At 66.6% G+C, this 26381-nt stretch carries 22 protein-coding genes; 9 read left to right on the top strand and 13 right to left on the bottom strand.

The window, feature by feature from the left end; genetic code table 11:
• Positions 1 to 54: 54 nt before the first annotated feature.
• Positions 55 to 738, bottom strand: coding sequence for a TetR/AcrR family transcriptional regulator (locus tag ACIBW7_RS23255; protein ID WP_397049501.1), 684 nt, complete (start codon positions 736 to 738; stop codon positions 55 to 57).
• 34 nt (positions 739 to 772) lie between these two features.
• On the opposite strand from ACIBW7_RS23255, the gene ACIBW7_RS23250 reads away from it, so the two are divergent.
• Positions 773 to 2146 (top strand): FAD-dependent monooxygenase, encoded by a 1374-nt coding sequence (locus ACIBW7_RS23250; protein WP_397049499.1) that lies wholly within the window; start codon positions 773 to 775, stop codon positions 2144 to 2146.
• Positions 2147 to 2545: 399 nt separating this feature from the next.
• Here the strand turns inward: ACIBW7_RS23250 and ACIBW7_RS23245 are convergent, their stop codons facing one another.
• The 5 genes from ACIBW7_RS23245 to ACIBW7_RS23225 form a co-directional block, all read right to left on the bottom strand.
• Positions 2546 to 3148: a hypothetical protein gene (locus tag ACIBW7_RS23245; protein ID WP_397049497.1), complete on the bottom strand. Its 603-nt coding sequence runs from the start codon at positions 3146 to 3148 to the stop codon at positions 2546 to 2548.
• A 456-nt stretch (positions 3149 to 3604) separates the two neighbouring features.
• Positions 3605 to 4297, bottom strand: coding sequence for a hypothetical protein (locus ACIBW7_RS23240; protein WP_397049495.1), 693 nt, complete (start codon positions 4295 to 4297; stop codon positions 3605 to 3607).
• A gap of 225 nt (positions 4298 to 4522) precedes the next feature.
• On the bottom strand, positions 4523 to 5602 hold the full coding sequence (gene ychF, locus ACIBW7_RS23235; protein ID WP_397049493.1) for a redox-regulated ATPase YchF: 1080 nt from the start codon (positions 5600 to 5602) through the stop codon (positions 4523 to 4525).
• Between the two features lie 184 nt (positions 5603 to 5786).
• On the bottom strand, positions 5787 to 6710 hold the full coding sequence (locus ACIBW7_RS23230; protein WP_397049491.1) for a zinc-binding alcohol dehydrogenase family protein: 924 nt from the start codon (positions 6708 to 6710) through the stop codon (positions 5787 to 5789).
• A gap of 115 nt (positions 6711 to 6825) precedes the next feature.
• Complete coding sequence (locus ACIBW7_RS23225; protein ID WP_397049489.1) at positions 6826 to 7413, bottom strand: TetR/AcrR family transcriptional regulator; 588 nt, start codon at positions 7411 to 7413, stop codon at positions 6826 to 6828.
• Positions 7414 to 7491: 78 nt separating this feature from the next.
• Between ACIBW7_RS23225 and ACIBW7_RS23220 the strand changes: the two genes are divergently transcribed.
• From ACIBW7_RS23220 to ACIBW7_RS23210, 3 genes are read left to right on the top strand one after another with little or no spacing between them, the layout of a single operon-like run.
• Positions 7492 to 8124, top strand: a complete 633-nt coding sequence (locus ACIBW7_RS23220; RefSeq protein WP_397049487.1) for an NAD(P)-dependent oxidoreductase — start codon at positions 7492 to 7494, stop codon at positions 8122 to 8124.
• A gap of 42 nt (positions 8125 to 8166) precedes the next feature.
• Positions 8167 to 9003, top strand: coding sequence for a helix-turn-helix domain-containing protein (locus ACIBW7_RS23215; RefSeq protein WP_397049485.1), 837 nt, complete (start codon positions 8167 to 8169; stop codon positions 9001 to 9003).
• A 10-nt stretch (positions 9004 to 9013) separates the two neighbouring features.
• Positions 9014 to 9442, top strand: a complete 429-nt coding sequence (locus ACIBW7_RS23210) for a VOC family protein (RefSeq protein WP_397049483.1) — start codon at positions 9014 to 9016, stop codon at positions 9440 to 9442.
• 27 nt (positions 9443 to 9469) lie between these two features.
• Here ACIBW7_RS23210 and ACIBW7_RS23205 read toward each other — a convergent pair whose 3' ends face one another.
• The 3 genes from ACIBW7_RS23205 to ACIBW7_RS23195 all read right to left on the bottom strand — a co-directional run bounded on the left by ACIBW7_RS23205 (position 9470) and on the right by ACIBW7_RS23195 (position 12587).
• Positions 9470 to 10306 (bottom strand): carbohydrate ABC transporter permease, encoded by an 837-nt coding sequence (locus ACIBW7_RS23205; RefSeq protein ID WP_397049964.1) that lies wholly within the window; start codon positions 10304 to 10306, stop codon positions 9470 to 9472.
• Between the two features lie 65 nt (positions 10307 to 10371).
• Positions 10372 to 11298, bottom strand: a complete 927-nt coding sequence (locus ACIBW7_RS23200) for a carbohydrate ABC transporter permease (RefSeq protein WP_397049481.1) — start codon at positions 11296 to 11298, stop codon at positions 10372 to 10374.
• Positions 11295 to 12587, bottom strand: a complete 1293-nt coding sequence (locus ACIBW7_RS23195; RefSeq protein ID WP_397049479.1) for an ABC transporter substrate-binding protein — start codon at positions 12585 to 12587, stop codon at positions 11295 to 11297. The genes ACIBW7_RS23200 and ACIBW7_RS23195 overlap by 4 nt, the downstream gene beginning before the upstream one ends.
• A 203-nt stretch (positions 12588 to 12790) precedes the next feature.
• On the opposite strand from ACIBW7_RS23195, the gene ACIBW7_RS23190 reads away from it, so the two are divergent.
• Entirely contained in the window at positions 12791 to 15103 is a 2313-nt protein-coding gene (locus ACIBW7_RS23190; RefSeq protein ID WP_397049477.1) for a carbon starvation CstA family protein, read from the top strand.
• On the top strand, positions 15100 to 15363 hold the full coding sequence (locus tag ACIBW7_RS23185) for a YbdD/YjiX family protein (protein ID WP_397049475.1): 264 nt from the start codon (positions 15100 to 15102) through the stop codon (positions 15361 to 15363). Before ACIBW7_RS23190 ends, ACIBW7_RS23185 begins: the two co-directional genes overlap by 4 nt.
• 9 nt (positions 15364 to 15372) lie before the next feature.
• Here the strand turns inward: ACIBW7_RS23185 and ACIBW7_RS23180 are convergent, their stop codons facing one another.
• Positions 15373 to 15891, bottom strand: coding sequence for a methylated-DNA--[protein]-cysteine S-methyltransferase (locus tag ACIBW7_RS23180; RefSeq protein ID WP_397049473.1), 519 nt, complete (start codon positions 15889 to 15891; stop codon positions 15373 to 15375).
• Positions 15888 to 17516, bottom strand: a complete 1629-nt coding sequence (locus tag ACIBW7_RS23175) for a DNA-3-methyladenine glycosylase 2 family protein (RefSeq protein ID WP_397049471.1) — start codon at positions 17514 to 17516, stop codon at positions 15888 to 15890. Before ACIBW7_RS23175 ends, ACIBW7_RS23180 begins: the two co-directional genes overlap by 4 nt.
• 200 nt (positions 17517 to 17716) lie before the next feature.
• On the opposite strand from ACIBW7_RS23175, the gene ACIBW7_RS23170 reads away from it, so the two are divergent.
• Positions 17717 to 18802 (top strand): serine/threonine-protein kinase, encoded by a 1086-nt coding sequence (locus ACIBW7_RS23170; RefSeq protein WP_397049469.1) that lies wholly within the window; start codon positions 17717 to 17719, stop codon positions 18800 to 18802.
• A gap of 70 nt (positions 18803 to 18872) precedes the next feature.
• On the opposite strand, the gene ACIBW7_RS23165 is transcribed toward ACIBW7_RS23170, so the two are convergent.
• Together ACIBW7_RS23165 and ACIBW7_RS23160 are read right to left on the bottom strand one after the other, a co-directional pair.
• Complete coding sequence (locus ACIBW7_RS23165; RefSeq protein WP_397049467.1) at positions 18873 to 22223, bottom strand: AAA family ATPase; 3351 nt, start codon at positions 22221 to 22223, stop codon at positions 18873 to 18875.
• A 214-nt stretch (positions 22224 to 22437) separates the two neighbouring features.
• Positions 22438 to 23619 (bottom strand): exonuclease SbcCD subunit D, encoded by a 1182-nt coding sequence (locus tag ACIBW7_RS23160; RefSeq protein ID WP_397049465.1) that lies wholly within the window; start codon positions 23617 to 23619, stop codon positions 22438 to 22440.
• 483 nt (positions 23620 to 24102) lie between these two features.
• Here ACIBW7_RS23160 and ACIBW7_RS23155 point away from each other — a divergent pair, with 483 nt between their 5' ends.
• The gene (locus ACIBW7_RS23155; protein WP_397049463.1) at positions 24103 to 25260 is read left to right on the top strand and encodes a DNA recombination protein RmuC; all 1158 of its coding nucleotides are present in this window, start codon (positions 24103 to 24105) and stop codon (positions 25258 to 25260) included.
• Between the two features lie 56 nt (positions 25261 to 25316).
• Positions 25317 to 26303, top strand: a complete 987-nt coding sequence (locus ACIBW7_RS23150) for a DUF6542 domain-containing protein (RefSeq protein ID WP_397049461.1) — start codon at positions 25317 to 25319, stop codon at positions 26301 to 26303.
• Positions 26304 to 26381: the final 78 nt, after the last annotated feature.

Below are 26381 nucleotides of genomic sequence, written 5' to 3'. Positions count from 1 at the left end.
CTGTCGCGTAGATGGTTCCCCCGTCCGGCAGGTTCGGCTTCGGCGCATTCGTGATCACTTTGCCGTCTGCTGAGCCGCGATCCCGGTGAGGATGCGACGCAAGCCGTACGAGAACTGTTCGGCCGGGCTCAGGTCGACGGACTTGGTCATGCGCGAAACCTGGGGATATGCGCCGCTCTCGATGACCTTGCGCATATAGGGGGCGACGGCGGCGCGCCACTGGTCCTCGGTCTGACCGGTGCGCCGCTGGGTCTGTTTCTCGGCGAGCTCGCGCATGACCGCGCCGCGCACGTAGTCCCTGATCAGCCCGACGGCCGAGGCCGCGTCGGCGATGTCGGAGGTCAGCGGCGCGGCCGCGGTGAGGGCGTGTTCCAGGCCGCGCAGCCAGTTGGGGCCGAGCGATGGTCGGGTGGCCAGCAGTGGGGCGAGCCAGGTGTGCCGCAGCCACAGCTCGCGCTCGTGGTGGGCGTGCGCCTCGAGGTCGGCGCGCCAGTCTCCCGTCAGCGGCACGTGGTCGCCCTGTACCGCATCGGCCATCAGATCGAGCAGGTCGTCGCGGCTGTCCACGTAGCGGTAGAGCGAGGTCGTGCCGGTCGACAGCTCGGCGGCGACGCGGCGCATCGACAGCGCGTCGAGCCCCTCGGCGTCGGCGATGGCGACGGACGCGTCCACGATGCGCTCCAGGCTCAGGGCCTGCCTTTTCGACCGGTACGGGTCACGCTCCCAGATAAGCGACATGGACAGAGTCTACCGAAGCGGATACAGTGTGCCCATGAACGGGCACGCTGTATCCACAGATGTTTTGATCGCCGGCGGCGGATCCGTCGGGCTGATGCTCGCGGTGCTGTTGCGACACCACGGCGTCAAGCCCCTCGTCGTCGAGGAGAAGCCGGAGCTGTCGCCTCACCCCAGGGCCACCGGCATCGGGTCGCGGACGATGGAGATCCTGCGCGAGGTCGGCCTGGATCACGCGGTCAACGAGGCCGCGGTCGACTTGCGGGCGGGGAAGATCAGAGGACGCACACTCGCCGAGGCCGACTTCACCGAAAGCGCGGAGTGGAAGACGAGAACCGCGGCCGAGCTCACCTACACACCAGCCCGGATCCGCGGCACCTGCGCACAGAACCGGCTCGACCGTGTGCTGATCACCAAGGCCGGCGACGTGGAGTTCGGCGTGGCGCTCGACTCGTTCGAGCAGGACTCCGGCGGCGTCACGGCGACCCTGTCCGACGGGCGTGTCGTGCGGGCGCGCTATCTGGTGGCGGCCGACGGTGTGCGCAGCCGGGTTCGGCAGATCCTCGGCATCGGCCTCACCGGTCCCGGTGTGATCGGTCAGGAAACGACGAGTGTCCTGTTCGACGCTGATCTGCGTCCGTGCGAGCCGTTCGCGATGTGCAATATCGAGCATCCGGACGCGACCGGCCTGCTGGTGACCGTCGACGGCGAACGCGAGTGGGTCTTCCTCACCCGCCTCGACACGGAGCCGACTCCGGAGCTCATCCGCACTGCGCTCGGCGACCCGTCGATCGAGGTGGAGATCCGCAGCGTGCTGACGTTCCGGGGGCGCGGCCAGGTGGCCGATCGCCTCTCCGTCGGTCGGGTCTTCCTGGTGGGAGACGCGGCGCACGCCATCCCCCCACTGGGCGCGTTCGGGCTGAACGCCGGCATCGCCGACGCACACAATCTGGCGTGGAAACTCGCACACGTGCTGCGCGGTGAGGCCGGGCCCGAACTGCTGGAGACTTATCACGCGGAGCGCCATCCAGTGGCCCTCATGACGATGGCGCAGGCGCACCTGCGGTTCAACAATCCGTCCCTGCACTGGGGGAAAGACATGGCAGAGGCGCGCAAGGCAGCCGGGGCGATCAACGCGCCCGTGGTGCACATGGGCTACCGGTACGGCGGCGCGGAACTCCCCTCCACCGAGGACCTCGACCTCGACCTCGACGGGTCGCCGGGATCCCGCCTGCCGCACATGTGGGTGGCCGACGGGGTGTCCACGCTAGATCTCGTCGGATCGCAGTGGTGCGTACTCACGGCCGATCCCGACGTGGAGGCCGACGTTCCGGTGCACCTCGTGGACGGCTGGCCATACGGGACGGTGCTGATCCGCCCTGACGGTTTCGTGAGCCGCTCGTACGACTAGCGCGCCCTGTGCTGTCGCAGCCCGCGCGGCTCGAACCGGCCTCCGCAGTCTCTCGAAGACCAACGCCGCCAGCACGCACCGTAATGCCGCATACCGCGCCAACCGAACCAGCGATCGCACGGCGTCAACCAAACGACTGAGCCCCAACCGGACACCGGATCGGGGCTCAGCAGAGTCTCTACCAGCAGCGATACACGCACCGCCCTACTTTCTTCGCAGAGGCTGATCCGCTGCGGGGCGGATCAATCTGGTCGAGCAGCTGCGAGATCTTGATGTGAAGTCAGCCGTGACTTGACGAACCTGGGGAGGCGACGGTCGTGGCCTTTCATACCCACCCGGACGACGCCACGCACTGGACCGACGAACATAGGTGGCGTTCGGTTCGGTGTGCGGTGGCGGTCAGCACTGTACGTCCACATCAGGGGCATTCGCGGCGAAGGATACGTGCACGTGGTCGTAGTGATTTGCGGTCGGGCTCCCCTTGTCTTCCATGTACGACCAGCCGTTGCCGTCGTTGTATCGCTGCTGCCAGATCACGTAGGTCACACCGAAACGCTGCTGATTGGCCAGCACGAATTCGGCGATCGCATCGCCGCGTGCGGAATCAGATGTCATCAAATCGACTGCCAGGCCGGCGCCATGATCGTCGTTGCCACGACCCAAAGCACCGCCGATGTCGGTGATCCCGAACATCTTTCCGAGGAAGTGGCCCACCTGTGCCACATGCGGTCGGGTGCCGGCGAGTTCGGTCGAACACGGGACGCGTAGGTGTTTGATGTATTCCTCGGCCGACGGTCCTAGTTGCTCGGCCGCAGCTGCCGGTGCCGGCTGTGCCGTCGACGGCGCGGCGGCAGGGGCTGCTTGGACCGCGGCATGCTGAGCGGTCGGGCTCGCCACCCACAGCACGACTGCGACAAGGGCACCGATGCCACACGCAGCCACAACTACAGCTAGCGGAGTGCGCTTGCGGCCGACCGGACGTCTGCGGTGTTGACCAGGCATAATCTCGAGTACTGGCTATCGTTGGGGACGCGTCACCGATACATTACGAAATGATCTCGGAAATGTCACGCAGACATGGCCGGGTGCCGCTGACTCGCAGGACCCATCTCGGTGGTCCGTCCATCGGCTTCGGCCCGAACGCGATCACCCCCCTTGTTCGTGGTGCCGACCGAGAACCGGGGCGGGAGTTCGGCGGCTGCTTTGAGCAACCTCGGTACGCTCGCCGACCGGGGTCATGTCCACGCTCGTCCAATACCGGGCCGGCTGCGCTCTTGGAAAATCGGCCACTTGATGGTGAGTCTGCCGTCGGTGCGATGGCTTGGCAGTGTGTCGATTTCGGTGTTTCCGAGTCGGTAGCTCCCCTGCCTTTCAGGGGAGGACGTCGGCGTGGTCGACGATGCGGTCGATCATCGCAGCGGGCACGACGTGGTCGCTGAACACGTCTCCCCAGCGCGGTTAATTCTGGCAGACCGGGTAGGCCGCCGCGGGATGGCAATGCGCCGGGCAAGCCAGAATGTAGACGACATTGCCCAACAGCAGCCCATCATCGAAGGCCGGACAATCGACAGACTCATCCAGATCATTGAGGTAGTGATAGAACTCGAAATTCTCGGGAACCTGGCAGAGGAAGCTCAGTTCGCTTCCGCACGGGCAGCGGTAGCGCTCGGGTTCCTGCACCCAGAACGGCTCACCGCCCACCTTGAAACCCTGCAATGGACCCTCGCCGTTGTCGTGGTCCAGGTCCTCGGTCCGATGCAATTCCAGACGGTGCGGTCGTAAATAAGGGTCGGCGGTGCGCGCGGCAACACCATTACGCTGCAGCAGGATTCGCCAGAATGCATGGCTGTTCTCGGGAGGAGCGTCCCAGAACTCGGCAGGCAGTTGGGGGTCGGCAGGGAAGCAAGCATCGCTTTCGGCCGGGCACTGGAAGACCAGCAGCTGGTCGCCGCCAAAGTGCGGAACGTCGGCGGGTACCCGCAGCTGGAAGTAGAGGGACATCCGCTGACCGCAGTTGCATACCGGCCATGGCTGATCCGCATCCAGGACGGGCCAACCTCCGAGCGTGTCACGGTCACCGGCGATGCCGGCATCGGAGCTGACGTCGATCGAATAACTCAGCCGCGCAGTCGAACTCATGATCTCCTCCATGTCATGGCTCCAGGACGGTAGCGCGGACATGCCACAAGGCCACAAGCCGGATCGGGCCACACTGTCGAACGCACACACATGCCGCTTACCGCGCTGACCGAACCGGCCATCGCGCGGTGCCGATGAAAACGACTGAGCCCCACCCGGACACCGAATGGGAGCTCAGCAGAGTCTCTACCAGCAGCGATACGTGCGCTGGCCTACTTCTTCGCAGAAGGTGAAACGCTATACGTTGAAACGGAATTCGACCACGTCGCCGTCGGCCATGACGTAGTCCTTGCCTTCCATGCGGACCTTGCCCGCGGCCTTGGCGGCGGCCATGGAGCCGGCGGCGATTAGGTCGTCGTAGGCGACTACTTCGGCCTTGATGAATCCGCGTTCGAAGTCGGTGTGGATTACCCCGGCGGCCTTGGGGGCGGTGTCGCCCTGGTGGATTGTCCAGGCGCGGGCCTCTTTCGGACCTGCGGTGAGGTAGGTCTGCAGGCCCAGGGTGTGGAAGCCGGTGCGGGCCAAGGCGTGCAGGCCGGGTTCGGTTTGGCCGATGGATTCGAGGAGTTCGAGGGCGGATTCGTCGTCGAGTTCGAGGAGTTCGGCTTCGACCTTGGCGTCGAGGAAGACCGAATCCGCCGGTGCGACAGCAGCTTTCAGCTCGGTCACCTTCGCCTCGTCGGTGAGCACCGACTCGTCGGCATTGAAGACGTAGAGGAACGGCTTGGTGGTGAGCAGCGAAAGTTCTTTCAGCAGTTCGCCGTCCAGTTGGGCGCGGGCGGAGAACAGGGTTTTGCCGCTGTCGAGAACTTCCTGGGCGGCCTTGGCCGCGTCGAGCAGCGGCTTGCGGTCCTTCTTGACCTTGGCTTCCTTCTCCAGCCGCGGGATCGCCTTCTCCAGGGTCTGCATATCGGCGATGATCAGCTCGGTTTCGATCACCTCGATATCGGCGAGCGGGTCGACGCGCCCGTCGACGTGCACCACATCATCGTCGGCGAAAACCCGCACCACCTGGCAGATGGCATCGGCCTCGCGGATATTGGCGAGGAATTTGTTGCCGAGTCCAGCGCCCTCGGATGCGCCCTTCACGATGCCCGCGATGTCGACGAACGACACCGTGGCGGGCAGGATGCGCTGGGAGCCGAATATCGCGGCCAGCTTGTCCAGTCGCGGATCGGGCAGTGGAACCACCCCGACGTTCGGCTCGATAGTCGCGAACGGATAGTTCGCGGCCAGCACGTCGTTCTTGGTCAGCGCATTGAACAGCGTCGACTTTCCGACGTTGGGCAGGCCGACGATTCCAAGGGTGAGACTCACGCGGCTACCTCGCTTCGCTCGGCCGCCGCGTACGTCTCAGACGCTGTGTTGGATGGTTCGCTCGCACACTCGCTCACGAGGAAGAGAGTCTACGCGGCGCACGCGGTCGGCTTGCCCGCAGGCCATCGCGGTATCGGCTGGCTGCGACGGCACGGGCGCTGAATCGAGCAGTCGCGGGCGGTCGTCAGGGAATCAGGATGACCTTGCCGAGGTTCGAGCGGTTCTCGATGACGGCGTGGGCCTCGGCGGCGTTTTCCAGCGGGAATTCCGCGTGGACGACGGGGCGGAGTAGACCGGAGGCGAAGTATTGCCAGAGTTCTTGGCGCCAGTGTTCGCACAGGTCCGGGGAGTTGCGGGCGATGCGGGCCATTTGGAAGCCGATCACCGATTTGGCGCCGACGAGCAGGTCGTAGGCCTGGATGGTGCCCCCGCCCGAGCTGTATGCGACGAGTCGGCCGCCGGGAGCGAGGGCCGCGATGGCCGGGGTGAGGAGGTCGCCGCCGACGGCGTCGAGTACGTAGTCGACGGGCTCGCCCCAGGATTCCTGGTCGTAGGCGACGACCTCGTCGGCGCCGAGGCCGCGGAGGAAGTCGGCCTTGGCGAGGTCGGAGACCGCCGCCACCACACGCAAAGCCCCGCGCACCCGCGCCAATTGCACAGCGAGGTGGCCGACACCGCTGGCGGCGGCCGTGATCAGCGCCGACTCGTCCGGCTCGGGATTCGCGGCATCGAGGGCGCCGAGCGCGACCAAACCGCTGCGGACCAGCGCGACCGCATCGACAGCTGAAGCACCGTCGGGAATCGGCGAGGCCATGGCGGCGGAGAGCAGCGCGTAGTCGGCATAACCGTGGCCGAAGACCAAACCGGTGACACGGTAGCCGGGCATACAGCTGGTCACGCCGTCACCGACCGCGACCACCTCGCCCGCGACCTCGCCACCCAGCGCGATCGGCTCCCGCGGCTCACGTACCTTGCGAACCACCGGCAGTGTCACACCAACCGCCTCGACCCGGACCAGCAGTTCCCCGGGGCCCGGCGTCGGCACCTCGGCCGACACCAGCTCGAGGACCTCCGGACCACCGCTGCGCTGGTATTGCACCCGCCGCATCACACCTCCAAAAATCCTTAGGAGGGGTAAAGGTAGCCCGACGCTGCGACAACCCTCACCTATTTACCGCGCCGAGTGCGATATCTCACCGCCGCGGCCGTCCAGGTGAGAGGCGCTACTCGTCGGATGATCCGAGCCCGCGCACGAGCGTCCGGGCCAGGCTGTCGGCGAACTCGTCCGGGGCGGCAGCCGCGTCAGGCCCCTCCTCGTAGAACCGCAAAAAGGCCTGGTGGAAGCAGGTGCCGTCGAGGAGCGCAGCTGCGGTTTCGACATCGGCTTCGGGGCCGAGTCGGCCGAGTTGCTGTTCGGCACTCAGATAGGCGGCGATTCCGGCGATGGCGTGGCCGGGACCCGCACCGTGCCGACGCATCGAATCGCGATGTGCCGCCATGCGTTTGGGTTGCGCGAGTAGTCCGCCGAGGAGGGGCAGGGACTGCTGGTAGAAGGTCAGGGCGGCACGGGCGAGGGCGGCGAGGTTGGCTTCGACCGTGGCCGAACCTGGTTCGGGTCGGCTCGCGGCGGGTCCGGGCATGCGGTGTTGGAGGACATTCAGAATCAGGTCCTCTTTATCGCTGAAGTGCTTGTAGAGCGCGGCCTCGGAGTAGCCCGCCGCCTTGGCGATCTCCTTGGTCGTCGCCTCGACGACGCCACGGTTGCGCATGATTTCCGCCGCGGCATCGAGAATCTGGTCACGCGTGCCCATGCGGCCTTCCGGTTGACAGGTTAGTAAGTACTCACCCATCCTAGGTTAGTAAATACTCACCAACCTGAAGGGATCGACATGCGACTCACGATCTTCGGAGCGACCGGCCGCACCGGCGAACACCTCGTGCGCCAGGCACTCGCCGCCCGACATGAGGTGACCGCGGTTGTGCGCGGTCAGCACGCACTCGCGGATCACCCACGACTGCGCGTGATCAAGGCCGACGTCATGAATCCCAATGACATCGAGACGGCCATCCGAAGCGCCGATGCCGTGCTCGACACCATCGGTTCACGGGACAAGGGCCCGACGACGGTCGCCACCGATGCCGCACTCGCCATCACCAAGGCCATGGCATCGGTGGGCGTGCGACGCCTGATTCTGATCAGCAATAGCGCGAGAATCGCTGGGCCGGGCGACGATTGGTGCACCCGCTTCGTGGTGAAGCCGCTCATTCTGCGGCCGCTGCTGCGGCACAGCCTCGACGATATGGCCGCTGCCGAGCAGGCGACGCGGGACACCGAACTGGATTGGACCATCGTGCGAGCACCGCAGCTCACCGACCGTCCGGCGAAGGGTTCCTACCGAACCGCCGTCGATCGCAACGTGACATTCGGCATCCGGATCAGCCGCGAGGACCTGGCCACCTGCCTGCTCGAGCTGGCGGCGGATCCGCGGTCGATCCACCACCACATCAACGTTGCCGGCTGACTCGCCTTGCGATAGCCGATCGGCGGCGTAGCGTTGGCGGGCATGGAGCCGACCACCGAAGTGGTGACGGCACGTCCGGCACCTGCGCTCGCGGCGTTCATCGATGGATACCTCGGGTATCGGCTGAGCGGTTTCGCGCCCGGGTTGCATCGGGGGCTGCCGTCGCGGCATATGACGTTCATCGTGTCGATCGGACCGAGTATCGACGTTGTGGCGCAGACGGATTCGCGGCAGTCGCCGGAGGATTACCGGTGTGTGCTGAGTGGGTTGCAGGCCAGTTCGGCGGTCATCTCGCACAACGGTTATCAGGAGGGGATCGGGATCGAGCTGACGCCGCTCGGGAGCCGGGCCCTGTTCGGTATGCCCGCGAGTGCGCTGTGGAACACCTCGGTGGAATGCGCCGAGGTGGCGGGGCCGGTCGGTCGGCAGCTGTGGGAGGAATTGCAGGAGCTGTCGACCTGGCCGGAGCGGTTCGCCGCCTGTGATCGGGTATTGACCAGGCTGGCCTGTCACGATCGCCTGGTGACGCCCGAATTGACCTGGGCCTGGCGCACTTTGGTCGAATCCGATGGTGCGGCCCAGATCGGCCCGCTCGCCGAGGAGATCGGTTGGAGCCGTCAACATCTGGCCCGCCGCTTCGGCGCCGAGTTCGGGCTCGGTCCCAAGCTCGCCGCTCGGATCGCCCGCTTCGAACGCGCCAGGCGGATGATCGGACACACGCCGTCCTATGTGACGATCGCGCAGGTGGCCGCGACCTGCGGATATTACGACCAGGCCCACCTCGACCGCGACTTCGCGGAACTCGCCGGTTGCAGCCCGACCGCATGGCTCGCGGAGGAGATTCCATCTGTCCAAGACCCGGAGGGGTCCGGCGGGTGAGGCTGAATCCATGACAACACCAACGGATTCACCGCAGACCACAGCAACTCGCACCGCCGTATGGCCGTGCCTCAATTTCACCGACGCTCCCGCGGCAGTGGCCTTCCTGACCAGCACGTTCGGCTTCCAGGAGGTCGCGCTCTACGCGAGGGAGGACGATCCGTCGTTCATCGAGCACGGCCAACTGCGCTGGCCGCTCGGCGGCGGAATCATGTTCAGTTCCATCGGCAAGGGCGACAACCCGTTCTGTGAGCGCGGACCGGGCACCGATTCGATCTACCTCGTCTGCGAGGAACCCGACGCCCTGCACGACCGCGCGGTCGCGGCGGGCGCGGAGGTGGTGCGCGGCCTGCGCGATGAGGACTATGGTTCGCGCGGCTTCACCGTCCGTGATCCGGAGGGCAACCTCTGGAGCTTCGGCACCTATTGGGGCGAGTAGTAACGACGGCCGCCATCAGCGCGGCCGTCAACGCCCGCCGAGACCCGATGCTGCGATACCGCGCACGAACGCCCGCTGCGCGATCGCGTAGACGACCACCAGCGGCAGCAGGATGACCACCGCCGCGGCCATGAGAATCGGCCATTGCGTGTGGTACTGGCCTTGCAGCCGCACCAAACCCAATGTGGCGGTGGCGATGTCGTTGCGCTGGATCATGATCAGCGGCCACAGGAAGTCGTTCCAGACCGTGATCCAGGTCAGTACCCCCAGCACCATGAGCCCAGGACGAGTGTGCGGCAACAAGACTCGCCAGAACACCTGCCAGGTGGTGCACCCGTCGATGATCGCAGCTTCCTCGAGTTCGGCGGGCAAGGTCCGGAAGAACTGGCGCATCAGATAGGTGCCGAATGCGCTGCCGAACAGGCCGGGGACGATCATCGCCCACGGTGTGTCCACCCAGCCGAAGGCGCGCATGATCAGGAATTGCGGAATCACGGTAACCGTCAGCGGCACCATCAGCGTGCCGAGGTAGGCGAGGAAAAGTACGTCCCTTCCACGAAATCGCAAGCGCGCGAACGCATATCCGGCCAGCGAACAGAAGAAGACCTGCCCCGCCGTGACACATAGCGTATAGAACGCGGTATTGAGCAGCATCCGCCCCAGCGGCAGCAGGTCGAAGACCTTCCCGTAGTTGGACCACTGCGGACGCGCGGGAACCAGTGTCGGCTCGGTGATCTCGCCATCGCGCTTCAACGAACCCGACAACGCCCACAGAATCGGAAACAGCGCACACCAGGCGACACCGACGAGCGCCACATAGATCAGGACGCCGCGCAGCGTCCGGCGCAGAATGGCCCGCTCCACCCGGCCGGTACTGCACGCCCGCACACCGATCCGCACCGGAAGCGATCGAACCGCCTCGTACGCGTTCACAACTCCACCTCCGCCCGGCGCGCGAACCGCAGCTGCAATAGCGTCAGCACCAGCAGGATCGCGAAGATCACCCAGGCCAGCGCCGCCGCATAGCCGACCTCGTAGAACCCGAAGGCGTTCTGGAACAACATGATTCCGAGCAGATAGGTCCCCGTCTCCGGCCCACCGTTGCCGCCTGTCAAGGCATAGGCCTGATCGAAGGCCTGCACCGAGTTGATGATGGTGATGACGAAGACGAACGACAGTGGCCCGCGAATCAACGGCAGCGTCACCGACCAGAAGCGCCGCAGCGCCCCAGCCCCGTCGATGCGCGCCGCCTCGTACAACGTCTCCGGTACCCCCTGCATCGCCGCCAGCAGGATGACCGTCGCGAAAGGCACGCTCTTCCATACGGTCACAATGCTCAACGAGACCAGCGCCCAATCCGGGTCGGTCAGCCACGGCACCGGATCGATGCCGACCCAGCCGAGCATGATGTTGAGCAGCCCGTCATCGGTGGTGAAGATGAAGCGCCACACCACCGCCATGGCCACGGTCGAAGCGACCAGCGGTAGGAACGTGATGGTTCGAAAGATGCCGATACCGGCCAACTTTCGATTGAGAACCGCTGCAACCGCGAGTCCGATCACCACTGTCGGCACGAGCGTCGATACGGTGAACACCGCCGTATTGCGTAATGCGATGAGGAACAACGGATCCGACACGAACAGCCGTCGATAGTTCGATACCCCCACGAACCGTGGCGCACTGAACAAGTCCCACGAGTGCAGACTCAGATACAACGAAACTCCGAGCGGGAACAGCAAGAACACCAGCACGGCCGCCAGATTCGGTGCCACGAAGACCCAACCCGCCCGCTCACGCCGCCGCGCAAGCCGCCCCTGCTCGTATGGCGCACGCATCCGGCTACCGAACAGTTTCATGAGGATTCCAGAAGGGTATTGATATCGGCTGCCAGGGACGCGCTCATGGATTCAGCGGTTGCGGCACCGCGTAGCACCCGATTCCCACCGCGCTCGAGCAACGCGGAAACCTTGCCCCACACCGGAGTAACCGGCAGCGCCCGCGAATTCTCCGGCCCCTCCGTGAACACCTGGAGGTTGCGTATCTCGCGATGCGCGTCGGCGAATCCAGCGGAGCCCATTGCGGATTTCAGCACCGGCACGAAGAGTCCGGAGGCGGCGATAATGGCCTGTCCCACCGGCCCGGTCGCGAATTTCACGAATTCCCAAGCTTGTTCGATGCGCGGACTATCGGCGGCGATCGACAACCCGGTGCTGCCCACATCGGTAATCGCCCCCGGGCCGCCATGCGGACCCACCGGCAGCACCGTGACATCGATGGGCAGATCATCCTGTCCGGCGAACTCGGAATACAGCCAATGCCCACCCATCGCCATCGCCGCCCGCCCACGGCGGAACAGGTCGGGTGCCGAAACCGACTGCTGGTCGGCAACTTTCGGTGCAATCCGATGGCGAACCGCGAGATCGGCATAGAACTGGAATCCCTCGGCGAACCGCGGATCACCGAGATTGGTTCTCGTCGGATCCACCGACGGCGAGAACCACTCCGCCCCATTGTTCATACCGAAACACGCGGCCGAGAAATACGGCACCCAGGCGTCGGCAAAGCCCCACTGCCGGCTCCGCTCGGATGACTCATGCCGCGTGAGTGCCTTTGCGGCATCGAGGAATTCGGTGAAGGACCAGGCATCACGCCACCGGGTCGGCGCGGTCACTCCGGCTTCGGTGAACAGGTCCCGGTTGTAGTACAGAAACACCCCTGACCACTGTTCCGGCAGCGCATACTGCCCACCGCCGTAGGTGAAGGTGTCGTAGAGCGCCGGATAACTGTCGGCACGCAGTGCGGCAGCGTATTCGGGCTCCCGATCGAGCAGCGTGCGCAGATCCAGCAGCACCCCGCGCTCGGCGAGACCGGCATAAAGCAACTCCCACGCCATCATGACGTCGGGACATTTGCCGCCCGCACAGTAGGTCAGCATCTGCTGCAGCGGATCCGGCCCGGACATGATGGTGCGAATCCGGATCTCCGGATGCTGCCGCTGGAACTCGTCGATGATCTTCAGCCGGACCCGCGCCTCCTCCGGCCTGGCCTGAAAGAAGAAAGTCAGGGCGTCGTCATCGGCCCCGCAGCCGGTCCCGGCGAGCAGCGGCGCGGCGAGCACCGAGCCGAGCAGCGTGCGCCTGCGCAACGAGGCCCTCCTCCAGGCGGGTGTGGAGCTTGGCGGAATCGCATGGCAGCATACGTTCGGCAACACCGACGTGATGGCCGACACACGAACAAAACTTAACGTTGTCCAAAGCCGATCGGAAACGAGCCCGATCGACATCACCAATCGGATACGTTGTCAGATGTTTGAGCAGGATCCTGCGCGTTTTTCAGGAGAGTAAGCGGATGGCGACAATCGAATATTTGCGGACGGATCCCGATCTGCCGCCCGTCGGGGTGGTCGATCACTCCCCGATCACGCCACGGAAGAAGGCGATCTTCGGGGCGATCGCGGTCGTCGGAGCGATAGCCTGGGCCATCCTCGCCATCTCCCGCGGTGAAAACGTCAATGCGGTGTGGATCGTGATAGCGGCGGTCTGTACCTATGTGACCGCCTACCAGTTCTACGCCAGGCTGATCGAATACCGGATCACCAAGCCGCGCGACGATGTGGCCACGCCCGCCGAGGAATTGGAGAACGGCAAGGACTACATGCCGATGGACCGGCGGGTGCTCTTCGGGCACCACTTCGCCGCCATCGCGGGCGCCGGTCCACTGGTCGGACCGGTGCTGGCCGCGCAGATGGGTTATCTGCCGGGCACCATCTGGATCATCGTCGGCGTTGTCCTCGCCGGCGCGGTGCAGGACTATCTGGTGCTGTGGGCCTCGTCGAAGCGCCGCGGTCGTAGCCTCGGGCAGATGGCCCGCGACGAACTCGGGCCGATCGGCGGTGTCGCCGCGATCGTTGCCGTGCTGGTGATCATGATGATCCTGCTCGCGGTGCTCGGCATCGTGGTCGTGCAGGCGCTGGCGGCGGTCAAGGGTCCGGATGGCGCGCTGCACGGCGGTAGCCCGTGGGGTGTGTTCTCCATCGGCATGACCATCCCGATCGCCCTGTTCATGGGTCTGTACCTGCGCTTCGTGCGGCCGGGCCGGGTCGGCGAGGTATCGGTCGTCGGCTTCGCACTGCTGCTGTTCGTGATCATCTCCGGCCGGTGGGTTTCCGAATCCGGTTGGGGCCGTGACCTGTTCACGCTGTCCGGCACCACGATCGCCTGGCTGCTGATCGTCTACGGTTTCATCGCCTCGGTACTGCCGGTGTGGTTGCTGCTCGCACCGCGCGATTACCTGTCGACGTTCATGAAGATCGGCACCATCGGCCTGCTCGCGCTCGGCATCGTGTTGACCATGCCGGTGCTGAAGGCGCCCGCGGTGTCGCAGTTCGCGCACAACAGCAACGGTCCGTCCTTCGCGGGCAGCCTGTTCCCGTTCCTGTTCATCACCATCGCATGTGGTGCGCTGTCCGGATTCCACGCCTTGGTCTCCTCCGGCACCACGCCGAAACTGCTGGAGAAGCAGTCACATGCGCGGATGATCGGCTACGGCGGCATGCTGATGGAGTCGTTCGTCGCGGTCATGGCGATGATCACCGCGAGCATCATCGACCAGCACCTGTACTTCGCCATGAACGCGGGCGCGGGTCTCACCGGCGGTACCGCCGAGAAGGCCGCCGCGTACACCAATTCCCTTGGCTTGAGCGGTGATCCGATCACCGCGGGTGAGTTGACCCAGACCGCCAAGGATGTCGGCGAGACCAGCATCATCTCGCGCACCGGTGGCGCGCCGACGCTGGCGATCGGCATGTCCCAGGTGATGTCCGGATTCCTCGGCGGCTCCGGGCTGAAGGCGTTCTGGTACCACTTCGCGATCATGTTCGAGGCGCTGTTCATCCTCACCACCATCGACGCCGGTACCCGCGTCGCGCGCTTCATGCTCTCGGATTCGCTCGGCAATCTGGGTGGTCCGGCGAAGAAGTTCAAGGATCCGTCGTGGCGGCCCGGTGCGTGGCTGTGCTCGGCCATTGTGGTCGCGGCCTGGGGTTCGGTGCTGCTCATGGGTGTCACCGATCCGCTCGGCGGCATCTACACGCTCTACCCGCTGTTCGGCATCTCCAACCAGCTGCTGGCCGCGATCGCGCTCACCGTCGTGCTGACCATTCTGATCAAGAAGGGTCTGGTGAAGTGGGCATGGATTCCCGCGCTGCCGCTGATCTGGGATCTGCTGGTCACGATGACGGCATCTTGGCAGAAGATCTTCTCCGCCGATCCGAAGCTCGGCTACTGGAAGCAGCACAGTAACTACAGTGCCGCCCGCGATGCCGGAAAGTTGTTGGCGCCCGCCAAGAATGCCGACGATATGGACAAGATCGTGCGCAACACGTTCATCCAAGGCACGTTGTCGGTCATCTTCGCGGTGTTGGTGTTGGTCGTCGCGGTGGTCGGTGTGGTGGTCTGCTTCCGTGCCTGGCGGGCAGGCGGCGGACCGAGCAGTGAGACGCCGGACGAACCGTCGAAGATCTTCGCGCCGCGCGGCTTCATCGCCACCGCGGAAGAGAAAGCGGTGCAGAAGGAATGGGATGCCCTGATCGAATCGGGGCAGGTCCGGGCACCGGGTGCTGCCCATGCCAGGGGCGCGACCGCGGATACCGTGGAACATTGACCGCGGCAGCGCGGCCGGATGACGGCCGGTCACCTCGACCGGCCGTCATCCGGCGTCTGCGGGTGGCCGGAAGTGCCTGTGCGGCAAGGGTTCGCGCATTCGGTTCATGGTTCAACGCGGTGCTCGGCGGTCAGGATTACCAGCGCTATGTGGACCATCTGCAGCGCAATCACCCCGGTTGCGAGATTCCGTCGGAGCGCGACTATTGGCGGCGGCGACATGCGGATGCGGATACCAATCCGCAGAATCGTTGCTGCTGAACGATCCGACTATGCGATGGTCGACTGAGCTTCGCCACGCTCGTGATCCAACAGCCAACGCTTGACCGGCAGCCCCCAGCGGAACCCGCCGAGCGCTCCCCCGATGCGCAGAACCCGGTGACACGGTACGAAAAGCGCTGCGGCATTGCGGGCGCAGGCATTGGCGGCGGCGCGGGTGGCGTCGGGGCGGCCGGAGATGGCGGCGTATTCGGTGTAGGTGACCGGATCGCCCGCCGGGATTTTGCGCAGCACTTCCCATGCGTGCATGAGGAATTCGCCGGATTGCTGACGCACCTCGATCGCGTCGATCGCGGTCAGCTCGCCGCGATGGTAGGCGGTGATCGCGTGGGTCACCTCGCCGAGGTCAGCACGTCTGCGCAGCTCGCTGGGCCGCAGCCTCGGGTGGATCAACTGCCGCAAGTTCTCGGCGTCGTCGGTCCAGCCGGCGGCGAGTACCGCACCGTCCGCGTCGACAAGTGCGGTGAACGGGCCGATCGGAGTGTCGGAGGTCGCGAAATCGGTTGTCACGATCGGGTTTTCGCTTTCGTTGCGGCGACGGCCTGCGTCGCGGTTGCTTTCGGCGGTGTGGCCTTGCGACCGGCGAGCGCGGCCTTCCACAGGTGCATGGACAGATACGAACGCCACGGGGCCCAGCGCGCGGTATCGGTGAGATCGACGCCGAGCAGAGTGGCGCCTTGGCGGACGACGAGATCGGTATCGAGCAGCACATCCGGATCGGCGAGCAGTCGCATGGTCACATAATCGGCGGTCCACGGTCCGACACCTTCCAGCGCCAACAGGTCGCGGCGCAGGTCGGTGGCGGTGCGGCCCTGGTGCAGCACCAGATCGCCGGAGGCGAGAGCCGAAGCCGCGCCGATAATCGAGCGGATCCGCCGTGCCGGACCGGTCAATACCTCGGCCCCGCGTTCGGCGATGGCGGCCGGTGTCGGGAACAGCCGTGCGACCGGTCCGTCGATCGTCTCGCCGAGCGCCTCGACCAGTCGAGCGGTGTGGGTCGCGGCGGCGGATACCGAAATCTGCTGACCGATCATGGTGCGCAGCAATAACTCTGGACCATCGAGTGCGCCGGGCACTCGGATACCGGGAGTGAACGGCGGGCGGGCTCGGCCACGGCGGGCGGTGGCCGCACCGACATTGAACGGATGGTCGGCCGGTGCCGCACCGGCGTCCGGGAGATCTCGTCCGGACGTCTCGATGACTTCGGTATCGGCGGGCACCACACCGAGCGCCTCGTCGATGCCGACCGGGTCCGCGTCCAGGTCCAGCAGATGCCGCAGCCGTGCGACGGTCGGTGCGAGGTCACGCATATCGTGCAGGGACAGTTCGGCGCGGACGTGATCACGTTGGAAACTCAGCCGCGTGGTCGCATGTCCGTGCGGGGTGCGCAGGCTCCGGGTGTAGGCGCGGTCCTCCCATAGCTCCATGCCCGGCACGACGTGCGAGGAGAGGAACCACTCGAGCCAGCCGCGGTCCAGCGGTTCCCGGAAAGGCAGCCGCAGCGTCAGCGATCCATTGGTGGCGGGCACCAGGTGGCTGCCGGAGCGGGCCACCCGCTGCGCCTCGGTGCGCATGGTGGTCGGACTGACCGCGAATACCTCGCGGACGGTGTCGTTGAACTGGCGAATGCTGGCGAATCCGGCCGCGAAGGCGATATCGGACATCGGCATATTCGTGGTCTGGATCAGCAGCCGCGCGGTGTGCGCGCGATGCGCCCTGGCCAGCGCCAGCGGACCTGCACCCAGTTCGGTGGTGAGCACCCGGGTCACCTGGCGCTGCGAATAGCCCAGCGTGGCGGCCAGTGCGGGCACGCCGCCGCGCTCGATGACGCCGTCGCCGATGAGTCGCATCGCCCGTGCGGCCAGATCGGCGCGGGTATTCCACAGCGGCGAGCCGGGGGCGGCATCGGGCAGGCAGCGGCGGCAGGCCCGGTATCCGGCCTGCTGCGCGGCCGCGGCCGTCGGCAGGAATGTCACATTCGAGGGCTTCGGCGTAATCGCTGGGCATGAAGGGCGGCAATAGATTCCGGTCGTTCGCACCGCGGTGAAGAACTGGCCGTCGAATCGGGAGTCCCGGGTCGACACCGCCCGATAGCAGCGTTCGAAATCCAAAGCCGTGATCGTCACCCAATCCACAATGGCAGCAACCCACACCTGGCGCTAGCGGAAATCCGCCACAAACCCCCGTGGCGGCCACGGACGAGACCGACCAGAACAGAACGCGGTGGGCACGAATTGTCGAGCAGCACAACGGAATGTAGCCCTGAGCGTTACACTGCGTTCGCGAGATTTGGGCCGGAATATCGGGATTTGGGCCGAATTACGAGGGCGGGCGCATGGTTGGCGTCGGAGGCCGCATCGCGGGCCGGTACACGCTGCGGGAGCTGTTCAAGCTCGGCGGCGAGGGTATGGCCTGGCGGGCGACGGATGATGACCTCGGCCGCGACGTCGTGCTCAAATGTCCACGCCCGGACGATCCGGACAGCGCCCAGCGGCTGCGCACCGCCGCGCGCAATGCGGCAGCCCTGCGACATCAGCACATCATCGGCGTCTACAACATCTTCGAACACGACGATGTGTGCTGGCTGGTAACGGAATACGTGCCGGGCTACTCGCTCGCCGAGGTAGCACGCGAGCAACGCAAACTCGGCCCGGCCCGGGCGGCAATAGTCGGCGAGCAGATCGCGAGCGCGCTCGCACACTGCCACGATCGCGGCATCCTGCACTGCGATATCTCCCCGGAGAACATCATCCTCGCCGACGACGGCGACGCCTGGCTGACCGACTTCGGCAGCTCACTCGACCTGCGCAATGCGGGCACCGGTGACACACCGGATATCGCGCGTGGCAAATGGCGGTATCTGGCACCAGAGGTCGCAGCGGGCGGTCCGGCCGGTCCCAAATCGGATGTCTACGCGCTCGCGGCCACACTGCTCGCGGTGACCGAACGGCAGCGCCGTCCGGGGCCGTTCGAGGCCCTACTCACCCAGCTGACGCTGCCCAACCCGATCCACCGGCCCACGGCCGCCACGGCCGCGACCCGCTTCGCGCGCCTCGACCAGACGCCGCGCGGCTGGGATCGCACCCTAGTGCGACGGGCTGCGGTGGGCGCCGCAGAGGTTAGTCGCGATGGCGCTGATCATCGCGGCCAGTGTGGTGATGCCCGGTGCCGCGGCGCTGGACCCCATCCCCGATCCGCGGGCGGCCGACCCGTGCGCGCTGCTCGACCCGGCCGCACTGGCCGAATTCGGTCGTATCGATCTGTCCACCGATGGCGGCAACTTCGGGTCGGCCGTTCGTCGACCCCGAGCGATGAAAAGTGCTGCGGCCGTGCAGATGCCCGCCGCAGCGATCCCGCCGGTCGGCACGACATAGCCGCTCCGATCCTGCTGCGGTACATGAAGTTCCTTCTCTCCCACTGAAATCGGGATACATCAGCGTATGGACACCTGCTCCGGACCGGTCCGGAGGTGCCCGGGAGAGCACGTGCGCTCAGGCGACGGTGGCACGGAGTTGGGAGCCGGCTCGACCACGGATGACGTGCAGACGGCTCGGAATACGCTGGCGCATTTCGTCGACGTGACTGACCACGCCGACCACGCGGCCGCCCGCGCGGAGTTCGTCGAGCACACCCATGACCGCGTCGAGGGTGTCGGCATCGAGTCCGCCGAAACCCTCGTCGATGAAGATGGTGTCGAGCACCACGCCGCCGGATTCGGCCGCCACGGTATCGGCGAGGCCGAGGGCCAATGACAGTGCGGCCATGAAGGATTCGCCACCGGAGAGGGTTTTGGCCGGGCGGACGGCGCCGGTGTAGTCGTCGCGGATATCGAGGCCGAGGCCGCCGCGTCGACCGCGTGGGCCCGCCTTGTCGGAGTGCACGAATTCGTAGCGGCCGCCCGACATCCGGCGCAAACGAACCGAACCCGCCAATGCCACCTCCTCCAGCCGGGCGGCAAGCACGTAGGAGCGCAACGACATTCGGCGATTGTTCTCGCCTCGGCCCGCGACGACCTCCGCGAGCGCGGCCAGTTCCTCGTGGGCGCGCTGTACCGGGGCGATCCGATCGACCGCGGCCCACAGCTGACCACCCAAATCCTCCAGCAGATTCACCCGCCGAGTGGCCTCCGCGTGCGCGGCGACGGCTGCGTTCAGCTGGGTCTGCGCGGCGGCCACCGCGGACTCCAACTCCTCGAGATCGCCGGGTTCGGTCGAGGCGGCGGCTTGGATCTCCGGCTCCGCCAGGACGGCCTCGGCATGCGCGCGAGCCCGATCCGCAGCCACCAATTCCGCTTCGATCTCGGCCTGCCGCTGCGCAGTTCGCGAGGCGGCGGTGACCACTCGCGCGTATGCCGTCAACAAAGCCACGTCATCGCGCGGTTGCGTGCCGTCTTCGGCTGACCTCGAACCGACTGCGCCCCTGGTGGTCTCCGCATTATCGAGGCGCGTCTCGGTCGAATTGCAGACCGCGCCGTCGCCGTCGCCGTCGGCATCGGCATCGGCATCGGCATCGGCATCGGCATCGGCATCGGCATCGGCATCGGCATCGGCATCGATGACCGCATTACCGCTGGCCGCGCCGCGTGGATCGGCGACCCGCGAAGCATTCGGGCCAGCCGCCCGACCGGGCATTGCCCCCGGACCGGATGCGACGGAGTCCTCGGCCTGCTCGATGACAAAACCTACTGCCAGCGCGAGACTTTCGACTCGGTCAGCGATCACGGTGACCTGCTCTACTGCGGCCGACTCGTCGTTGCGGGCATCGCGGAGGGCGCTGGCGTCACCGATCAGGGTGTCGAGGCGGATGCGGCGGCGGTCGATAGTTTCGTCGGCGCCCGCGGCGGTACGCAGGCGGTCGGTGAGTTCGGTGAGGCGCGCGGTGGCGGCGGCGATGCGGGTGGTGACGGTGCTGCGGCGGGTATCGGATTCGCGGAGTTCGTCGTGCAGACGCGATTCGTCGGTGCGCAGGCGGGACAGTTCGGCAGTGAGGCTGTCGGAGAGGGTGGCGAGTTCGGCGGCGTCTTCGTAGCGGTCGGTCGCGGCGCGCAGGGTGGCGGCCAGTTCGACGCGGTCGGCATCGCCGCCGCGGGCGACCAGCGCGTCGATTTCGCGTTCCAGATCGGTGATTCGGGCCAGCACCCGGTCGCGGGCGTCCTCGGCGGCGCGCTCGGCGGTGGCCGCCGCATCCTCGGCGTCCTTCGATACCGCGCTGGCCGCGGCGCGAGCCGGTGCCGGATGGTCGGCGGAGCCGCATACTGTGCACGGCTCCCCGTCGGTGAGCTGACCGGCGAGTTCGGCGGCCATCCCGGCCAGCCTGCGCTCGCGCAGGTCGAGCACGCGTTCCTTGGCATCGAGGTGCGCCGCGCGGGCCGACTCCATTTCGATCCGGGCGTGGTCGAGAGTTGTGCTGCGAACAGCGAGTTCGACCGCAGCCGTCGCCGCGGCCTGCAGGCGTTCACACTCGGCGGTCAAGGCGGGCAATCTGGCCGCGGCCTCGGTGGTTTCACGCAGCCGAGCCTCGATGATGGCGATCGATTCGGGCAGTTGCCGACGCATTCGGGTCAGCTTGTCCACGCGGCCGGTGAGTGCGGTGTCCTCATCGCGCAACGTGGCCAGTTCGGAGGTGAGCCGGGTGGCGGTGGTCGCATCGGCGCTCACCTCGTCGAGCGCGCCAATCTGGGCGCTCCACCGTCGAATCGCCGCATCGGCATCCGCGCCGGCAACGACGGTCGGCTTTCCATCCGGCCCGCGTTCGACCGCGATCAGCTCATTACCCGCGATATCCGCGCCACCGGGTTCGGCGAGCAGTGCGGCCAATCGTGCGGCGATGCGGTGGGTTTCGTCCGACTTGCGCCTGGCGTGCATCACCGCCGCGCGAGCCTCATCGATGGCCTCGGCCACCGGCGCGGCACGGCGGGCCGATTCGAGTTCGGCCTGCAGGTCGGCGCGGTGGTCAGCGGCGGCCGCGTATTCGTCGAGCTGCTGGCGGGCCGCGGTCATGCGGCGGCGCAGTTCGTGCAGGCGGCGTTGCTCCTCGGCACGGGACCTGATACGAGCCGATTCCTGTTGGCACCGTTCGGCTTCGGCCGCCGCCGTGGTGAGTGCTGCACGCGCGGTCGCGAGCAGATCCTGCGACCAGCCGACTGCCTCGAGTGGCCCGACGGTCTCAGCCGCCGTCTCCCCCGCCGCCACCGCGACCTGTGCGATCAAACGATCGATGCCTTGCTTGCGCGATTCCACGTCCGCGGTCGAGGCCCGGCGCTTGTCTGCCAACCACTGCTCGGCACTGCCGAAGCGTCCAGTGTCGAAGAGCTTCTCAAGAAGCTTCTCGCGCTCCTCGTTCTCCGCGCGCAGAAATCGCGCGAAATCTCCCTGGGGCAGCAGCACGACTTGGAAGAACTGGTCCGCGCTCATGCCGAGCAGGCGGATGATCTCGTCGCCGATATCGGTCAGTCGAGCGAGGTTCGCGCCGCGCCCGTCCAACCATTCCAGCGTCGCTGCGGCATTCTCTTTGACCCAGCCGCTTTTGGCCCGTTTGCTCGGCCGCTGGAATTCCGGCGAGCGCGTCAACCGCACTCGTCGGCCACCCAGCGTCGCCTCCAGCACGACCCGGGGCGGCGTCTGCTCGTCCGCATGATCGGAATGCAGGCGCTTACTCTCGCCACGTGCGCCGGGCACGCCGCCGTACAACGCGAATGCGATCGCGTCCAGCACCGTCGTCTTTCCGGCCCCGGTCGGCCCGTGCAGCAGAAACAGCCCGTCCGCGCCGAGCGCGTCGAAATCGACAACCGTGGTCTCGGCGAAGGGGCCGAATGCGGTCATCTCCAGCCGGTGCAGCCTCATTCGGCGGCCCCGTCGAGCGCAGTCGCCGTCGCGGGCATACGGTGCGTCGTCCGGCGAACCAGGAAACGTCCACCGAGCGCGCCCCCGGTGCAAGAACCCACGCCCGAGGCAAAGCTGTCCCGATAACCGATGGCGCGAAGGGCGTTCGGCATGCCCGGCACGGATTCGCCGAAGCGGTGTCCGCTGGTGACCGGTCTGAGCGCACAATTGCCGCTCATGCGGACAGTTCCCCGGCAAGCGTGACCGCTGCGGGCACCTCTCGGTCGGGTTCGCGTATCGCGGCGGCGAGTGCCTGTTCCAGCCACGCCATTTCACCCGGGGTGGGTTCGCCGCGGACGTCGGTGAGGAAGCTCTGCGCTACTTCGGTATCGCGGCGACCGTGCACGCGTTCACGGTAGCGCAGTTCCGGGTTTCCTTCCGGGCGCGACCATTCCACATGCACCGCATGCGGGAAGCGTTCGCGCAGTTTGCGCATGGCGTCGACGGGGCGGGCGTAGTCGGTGAGCGTCGCCGAGACGTAGTGCTCCTCGGCCTCGGAATAGGCTGTGTCGCTGAGCAATTCGTCGAGGGTACCGGTGAGACGACTCAGCCCGCGCACGAGCGGAAGGTCGCGGCGCTGCACCGAACGCAGGCCGGTGGCGTCCAGGTCGACGAGCCAAACCGCCTTGCGATGCGAGGTCTCGGCGAAGGAATACGGTAGCGGGGAACCGGAATAGCGCACCGATTCCGAGAGCGTCTGCGGTGAATGCAGATGTCCGAGCGCCACATAGTCGATGCCGTCGAATGCCGAGAGCGGCACCGTCTCCACGCCGCCGACCGAAATCGAACGCTCGGACCCGGTCGCCTCGCCACCGACCACGAAGGCATGGGCGAGTACCACGGTGCGGGTGCCGGGACGCTCGCCGATATCGGCCCGGATTCGGCGCATTGCCGCGTCCAGGATGTCCGCATGTGAACGTGCTTGCGGCACACCGAGTTCGGCGCGAGTGATTTCCGGCTCGAGATACGGGATGCCGTAAAAGGCGATCGCGCCGTGCTCGTCGGACAACAGCACCGGCTGATCGGCAGCGGCGACCGTCGTGCGCAGATGCAACCCGCCCGCCGCCGCGAAACTCGCACCGGCACCCAGCCGCGTCGGTGAATCGTGATTGCCGGAGGTCACGACGATCTGCGCCCCGGCCGCGCGGATGGCCTCGAATCCCTGGATACACACCGCGATCGCGTCGGCGCTCGGAATGGATCGGTCGTACACGTCTCCCGGCAGTACGACGACGTCAACGGATTGCGCCGCCACCAATTCGGCAATGGCCGCGAGCGCGGCGGCCTGATCGGCGAGCAGATCGACCCCATGAAATGTGCGCCCGATGTGCCAGTCCGAGGTGTGCAGCATCCGCATGCCGCGAAACCGTAGGCGATCGCACCGACACACTTCAATATCTTTGGCCGCGCCTTCGGCGCGGCGGGTTCGCGGCCCCCTGGTGTCTCGCGTCCGAGTCGTCGAGACTTGCGCCTGCGGCGCATGCGCTTCGACGACTCGGACGCAACACGGGCCACGAACTCCTCGCTCGTAAGACGCGCTCCGTAGTGGTCGCCGAGGGCGGATCGCTCGGCGCCTCATGGGTACGTGCCAGGCGGGCGGGGCCCGTGCCTGCGGCGCATGCGCTTCGACGACTCGGACGCAACACGGGCCACGAACGGGTCGCTCGTAAGACTCGCTCGCCAATGCAGAATGCGCGACCCAGCCACATTGATTGCTGGGCGCTGGTTGGTGGTCGGCTGCCCGGTAGAAATCCGCGGGCTCCGGCTGTTTGTCGACTCGCTGCTGTCCGATAGCTCGCGGGTTTCGAACTTGTCGGTGACATGCGGCACTATCTGCGCTATGACCGCACCGATGCTCCTCGCACTGATGCTGGTGTTCGCCGCCGGGGTAGGGCTCGGCTGGCTCGGGCATGCCGCGCGCGCCGGGCAGCGCGCGACGGCCGCGGAGGCGAGACTGGCCGCCGCCACCGACAATGAGCGGCTACTGCGGCAATCGCTCACCGCGGCGAATGAGGATGCGGCACGCCGACATTCGCACGCCATCGGCGCGATGGTGGATCCGCTGCGCGAGGCCGTCGGCGCGCTGAACCAGCACATCCAGCAGGTCGAACATCACCGGATCAACGCCTATTCGAGTCTGCGCGAGCAGGTCGCGGGGATGCAGCGCACATCACATCAGCTCACAAGCCAAACAAGTCAGCTTGTCGCAGCATTGCGCGCACCACAGGTGCGCGGTCGCTGGGGCGAGATCCAACTGGAGCGGGTGGTCGAACTGGCGGGCATGACCCGGCACTGCGATTTCGACACCCAGGTGAGCCGGGCCGCGCGCAGCGACGGGGCTACCGAACGTACCGGCATGGTGCGGCCGGACCTCGTGGTCAATCTTGCAGGCGGCAGGCAGATCGTGGTCGACGCCAAGGTGCCGTTCACCGCCTACCTCGACGCCACCATGACCGACGACCCGGACGAGCGCGCCGAACTGCTCGGCCGCCATGCCAAACATCTGCGTGCCCATATCGATCAGCTGGCTGATAAGGCCTATTGGCTGGCCTTCGATCCCGCGCCGGAGTTCGTGGTGCTGTTCGTACCGGGCGATCCGTTCCTCGATGCCGCACTCACCACCGATTCCGGCCTGCTCGAGTACGCGTTCGGCCGCAACGTGATCCTCGCTACTCCGACGACTTTGATCGCGTTGCTGCGCACAGTCGCCTTCGGCTGGCGACAGGAAGCGCTGTCCCGCGATATGGCTACCGTTCAGCAATTGGGTCGCGAGCTCTACAACCGGCTCGGCATGACCGGCCGACATCTGGACCGCCTCGGCGCGCAACTCGGTAAGGCCGTAGACGCTTTCAACTACACCGTCGCCTCGGTCGAGTCGCGGGTGATGGTCACCGCCCGCAAACTCCACGATCTCGAAATAGCCGAGCAGGAGGTGCCGGCAATCCATCGAGTCGATTCATTGCCGCGGGCGGTCGGCTTCGCCGACGCCGACGATTAGCCCTGCGACGGCCGTGCCGTAACGCCGCCGAGCGCGGCGGCAGTTAGTGTCATGGTGTGGCTGCTTCCCAACGTGTGCGAACCCGGGTGCCCGCGCCGCATCGTTCGATCCTGCCCTCGGTGCCGGGGATTCCGGCCGGGGCGGCGGTTCTGATCGCGGTGGCGTGCACGTTTCTGGGGTTCCTGATCGATGCCCACGGCGAGAACAACGAGCTGACCGCGACGTTCAACACGTTATACGTCCTCGGCTGCGTCGCGGCGGTGCTCGCCGTTCGCTATCGCGGACTCTTCACGACGATGGTGCTGCCACCACTGTTGCTGTTCGTCGCGGTGCCGCTGGCTTATCAGCAGCTCACCGATGGCGCTTCGACCGGCCTCAAGGACATCCTGCTGAATCTGGCGATCCCGCTGGTGAACCGGTTCCCGATCATGGCGCTGGCCACCGTGCTGGTGCTGGCGATCGGCGGCGGGCGGATCCTGCTGCACAGGCGCGAAGAGGCCGCGGGCCGTTCCGACGAATCTCGTCGCGGCACCAGCTGGGGCCGCAGCAACGCAGCCAAGCGCACCAAGTCGGAGCGCACCGGCGCCGGCTCGCTCGCCGATGCCGCGCGCCGCCGCACCCGCCGTCCCCAGGCCGATACCTCCGACCTCGATACCGATCTGCATCTGCCGCGACCGAGTCGGCGCGGTAGTTCGGAAGTAGCGGACACTCCGCCGCGCGTCGGCGGCGCAAAGAGCGCCCGTGGTGACGAACGCCCGAGCCGCGAGCGCCGATCGAGCGCCCGCCCCGCCACGGCAGCGGCCCGCAACGAGGGCGAGCCGACCCGGGCCGTACGACCCGCTGCGGCAGCGGCCCGGAGCGAGGGCGAACCGACTCGGGCCGTACGACCCGCCGCGGCAACCCCTCGGGCCGATGGAGATTCGGGCCGGGCGGCAGCGACCAGGCGGCGCGGTGAAGCCCCACCGCCACACCCGCAGCCCAATGTCCGCTACCGCGAACGTGATTCGAGCCGCACTGAGCGCCGTCGACCGGAAAACCTCTAGCCGGGCGACTGCTCGACAGCAGCGACCGTCACGCGTGACAGCGGCCACGCGCAGCTCCACGACGCGAACCGGGCAGCG

Source organism: Nocardia sp. NPDC049526 (assembly GCF_044465765.1).
In the GTDB taxonomy this organism is placed as follows: Bacteria; Actinomycetota; Actinomycetes; order Mycobacteriales; family Mycobacteriaceae; genus Nocardia.
The sequence above is the reverse complement of the archived record's forward strand: the minus strand, read 5'-3'. Positions and strand labels throughout refer to the sequence as shown.

What these genes read in the sequence shown, in the direction of transcription:
- ACIBW7_RS23255 (WP_397049501.1), bottom strand. Translation starts at nt 738, where the DNA reads ATGTCGCTTATCTGGGAGCGTGACCCGTACCGGTCGAAAAGGCAGGCC.
- ACIBW7_RS23250 (WP_397049499.1), top strand. Translation starts at nt 773, where the DNA reads ATGAACGGGCACGCTGTATCCACAGATGTTTTGATCGCCGGCGGCGGA.
- ACIBW7_RS23245 (WP_397049497.1), bottom strand. Translation starts at nt 3,148, where the DNA reads ATGCCTGGTCAACACCGCAGACGTCCGGTCGGCCGCAAGCGCACTCCG.
- ACIBW7_RS23240 (WP_397049495.1), bottom strand. Translation starts at nt 4,297, where the DNA reads ATGGAGGAGATCATGAGTTCGACTGCGCGGCTGAGTTATTCGATCGAC.
- ACIBW7_RS23230 (WP_397049491.1), bottom strand. Translation starts at nt 6,710, where the DNA reads ATGCGGCGGGTGCAATACCAGCGCAGCGGTGGTCCGGAGGTCCTCGAG.
- ACIBW7_RS23225 (WP_397049489.1), bottom strand. Translation starts at nt 7,413, where the DNA reads ATGGGCACGCGTGACCAGATTCTCGATGCCGCGGCGGAAATCATGCGC.
- ACIBW7_RS23220 (WP_397049487.1), top strand. Translation starts at nt 7,492, where the DNA reads ATGCGACTCACGATCTTCGGAGCGACCGGCCGCACCGGCGAACACCTC.
- ACIBW7_RS23215 (WP_397049485.1), top strand. Translation starts at nt 8,167, where the DNA reads ATGGAGCCGACCACCGAAGTGGTGACGGCACGTCCGGCACCTGCGCTC.
- ACIBW7_RS23210 (WP_397049483.1), top strand. Translation starts at nt 9,014, where the DNA reads ATGACAACACCAACGGATTCACCGCAGACCACAGCAACTCGCACCGCC.
- ACIBW7_RS23200 (WP_397049481.1), bottom strand. Translation starts at nt 11,298, where the DNA reads ATGAAACTGTTCGGTAGCCGGATGCGTGCGCCATACGAGCAGGGGCGG.
- ACIBW7_RS23190 (WP_397049477.1), top strand. Translation starts at nt 12,791, where the DNA reads ATGGCGACAATCGAATATTTGCGGACGGATCCCGATCTGCCGCCCGTC.
- ACIBW7_RS23170 (WP_397049469.1), top strand. Translation starts at nt 17,717, where the DNA reads ATGGTTGGCGTCGGAGGCCGCATCGCGGGCCGGTACACGCTGCGGGAG.
- ACIBW7_RS23165 (WP_397049467.1), bottom strand. Translation starts at nt 22,223, where the DNA reads ATGAGGCTGCACCGGCTGGAGATGACCGCATTCGGCCCCTTCGCCGAG.
- ACIBW7_RS23160 (WP_397049465.1), bottom strand. Translation starts at nt 23,619, where the DNA reads ATGCGGATGCTGCACACCTCGGACTGGCACATCGGGCGCACATTTCAT.
- ACIBW7_RS23155 (WP_397049463.1), top strand. Translation starts at nt 24,103, where the DNA reads ATGACCGCACCGATGCTCCTCGCACTGATGCTGGTGTTCGCCGCCGGG.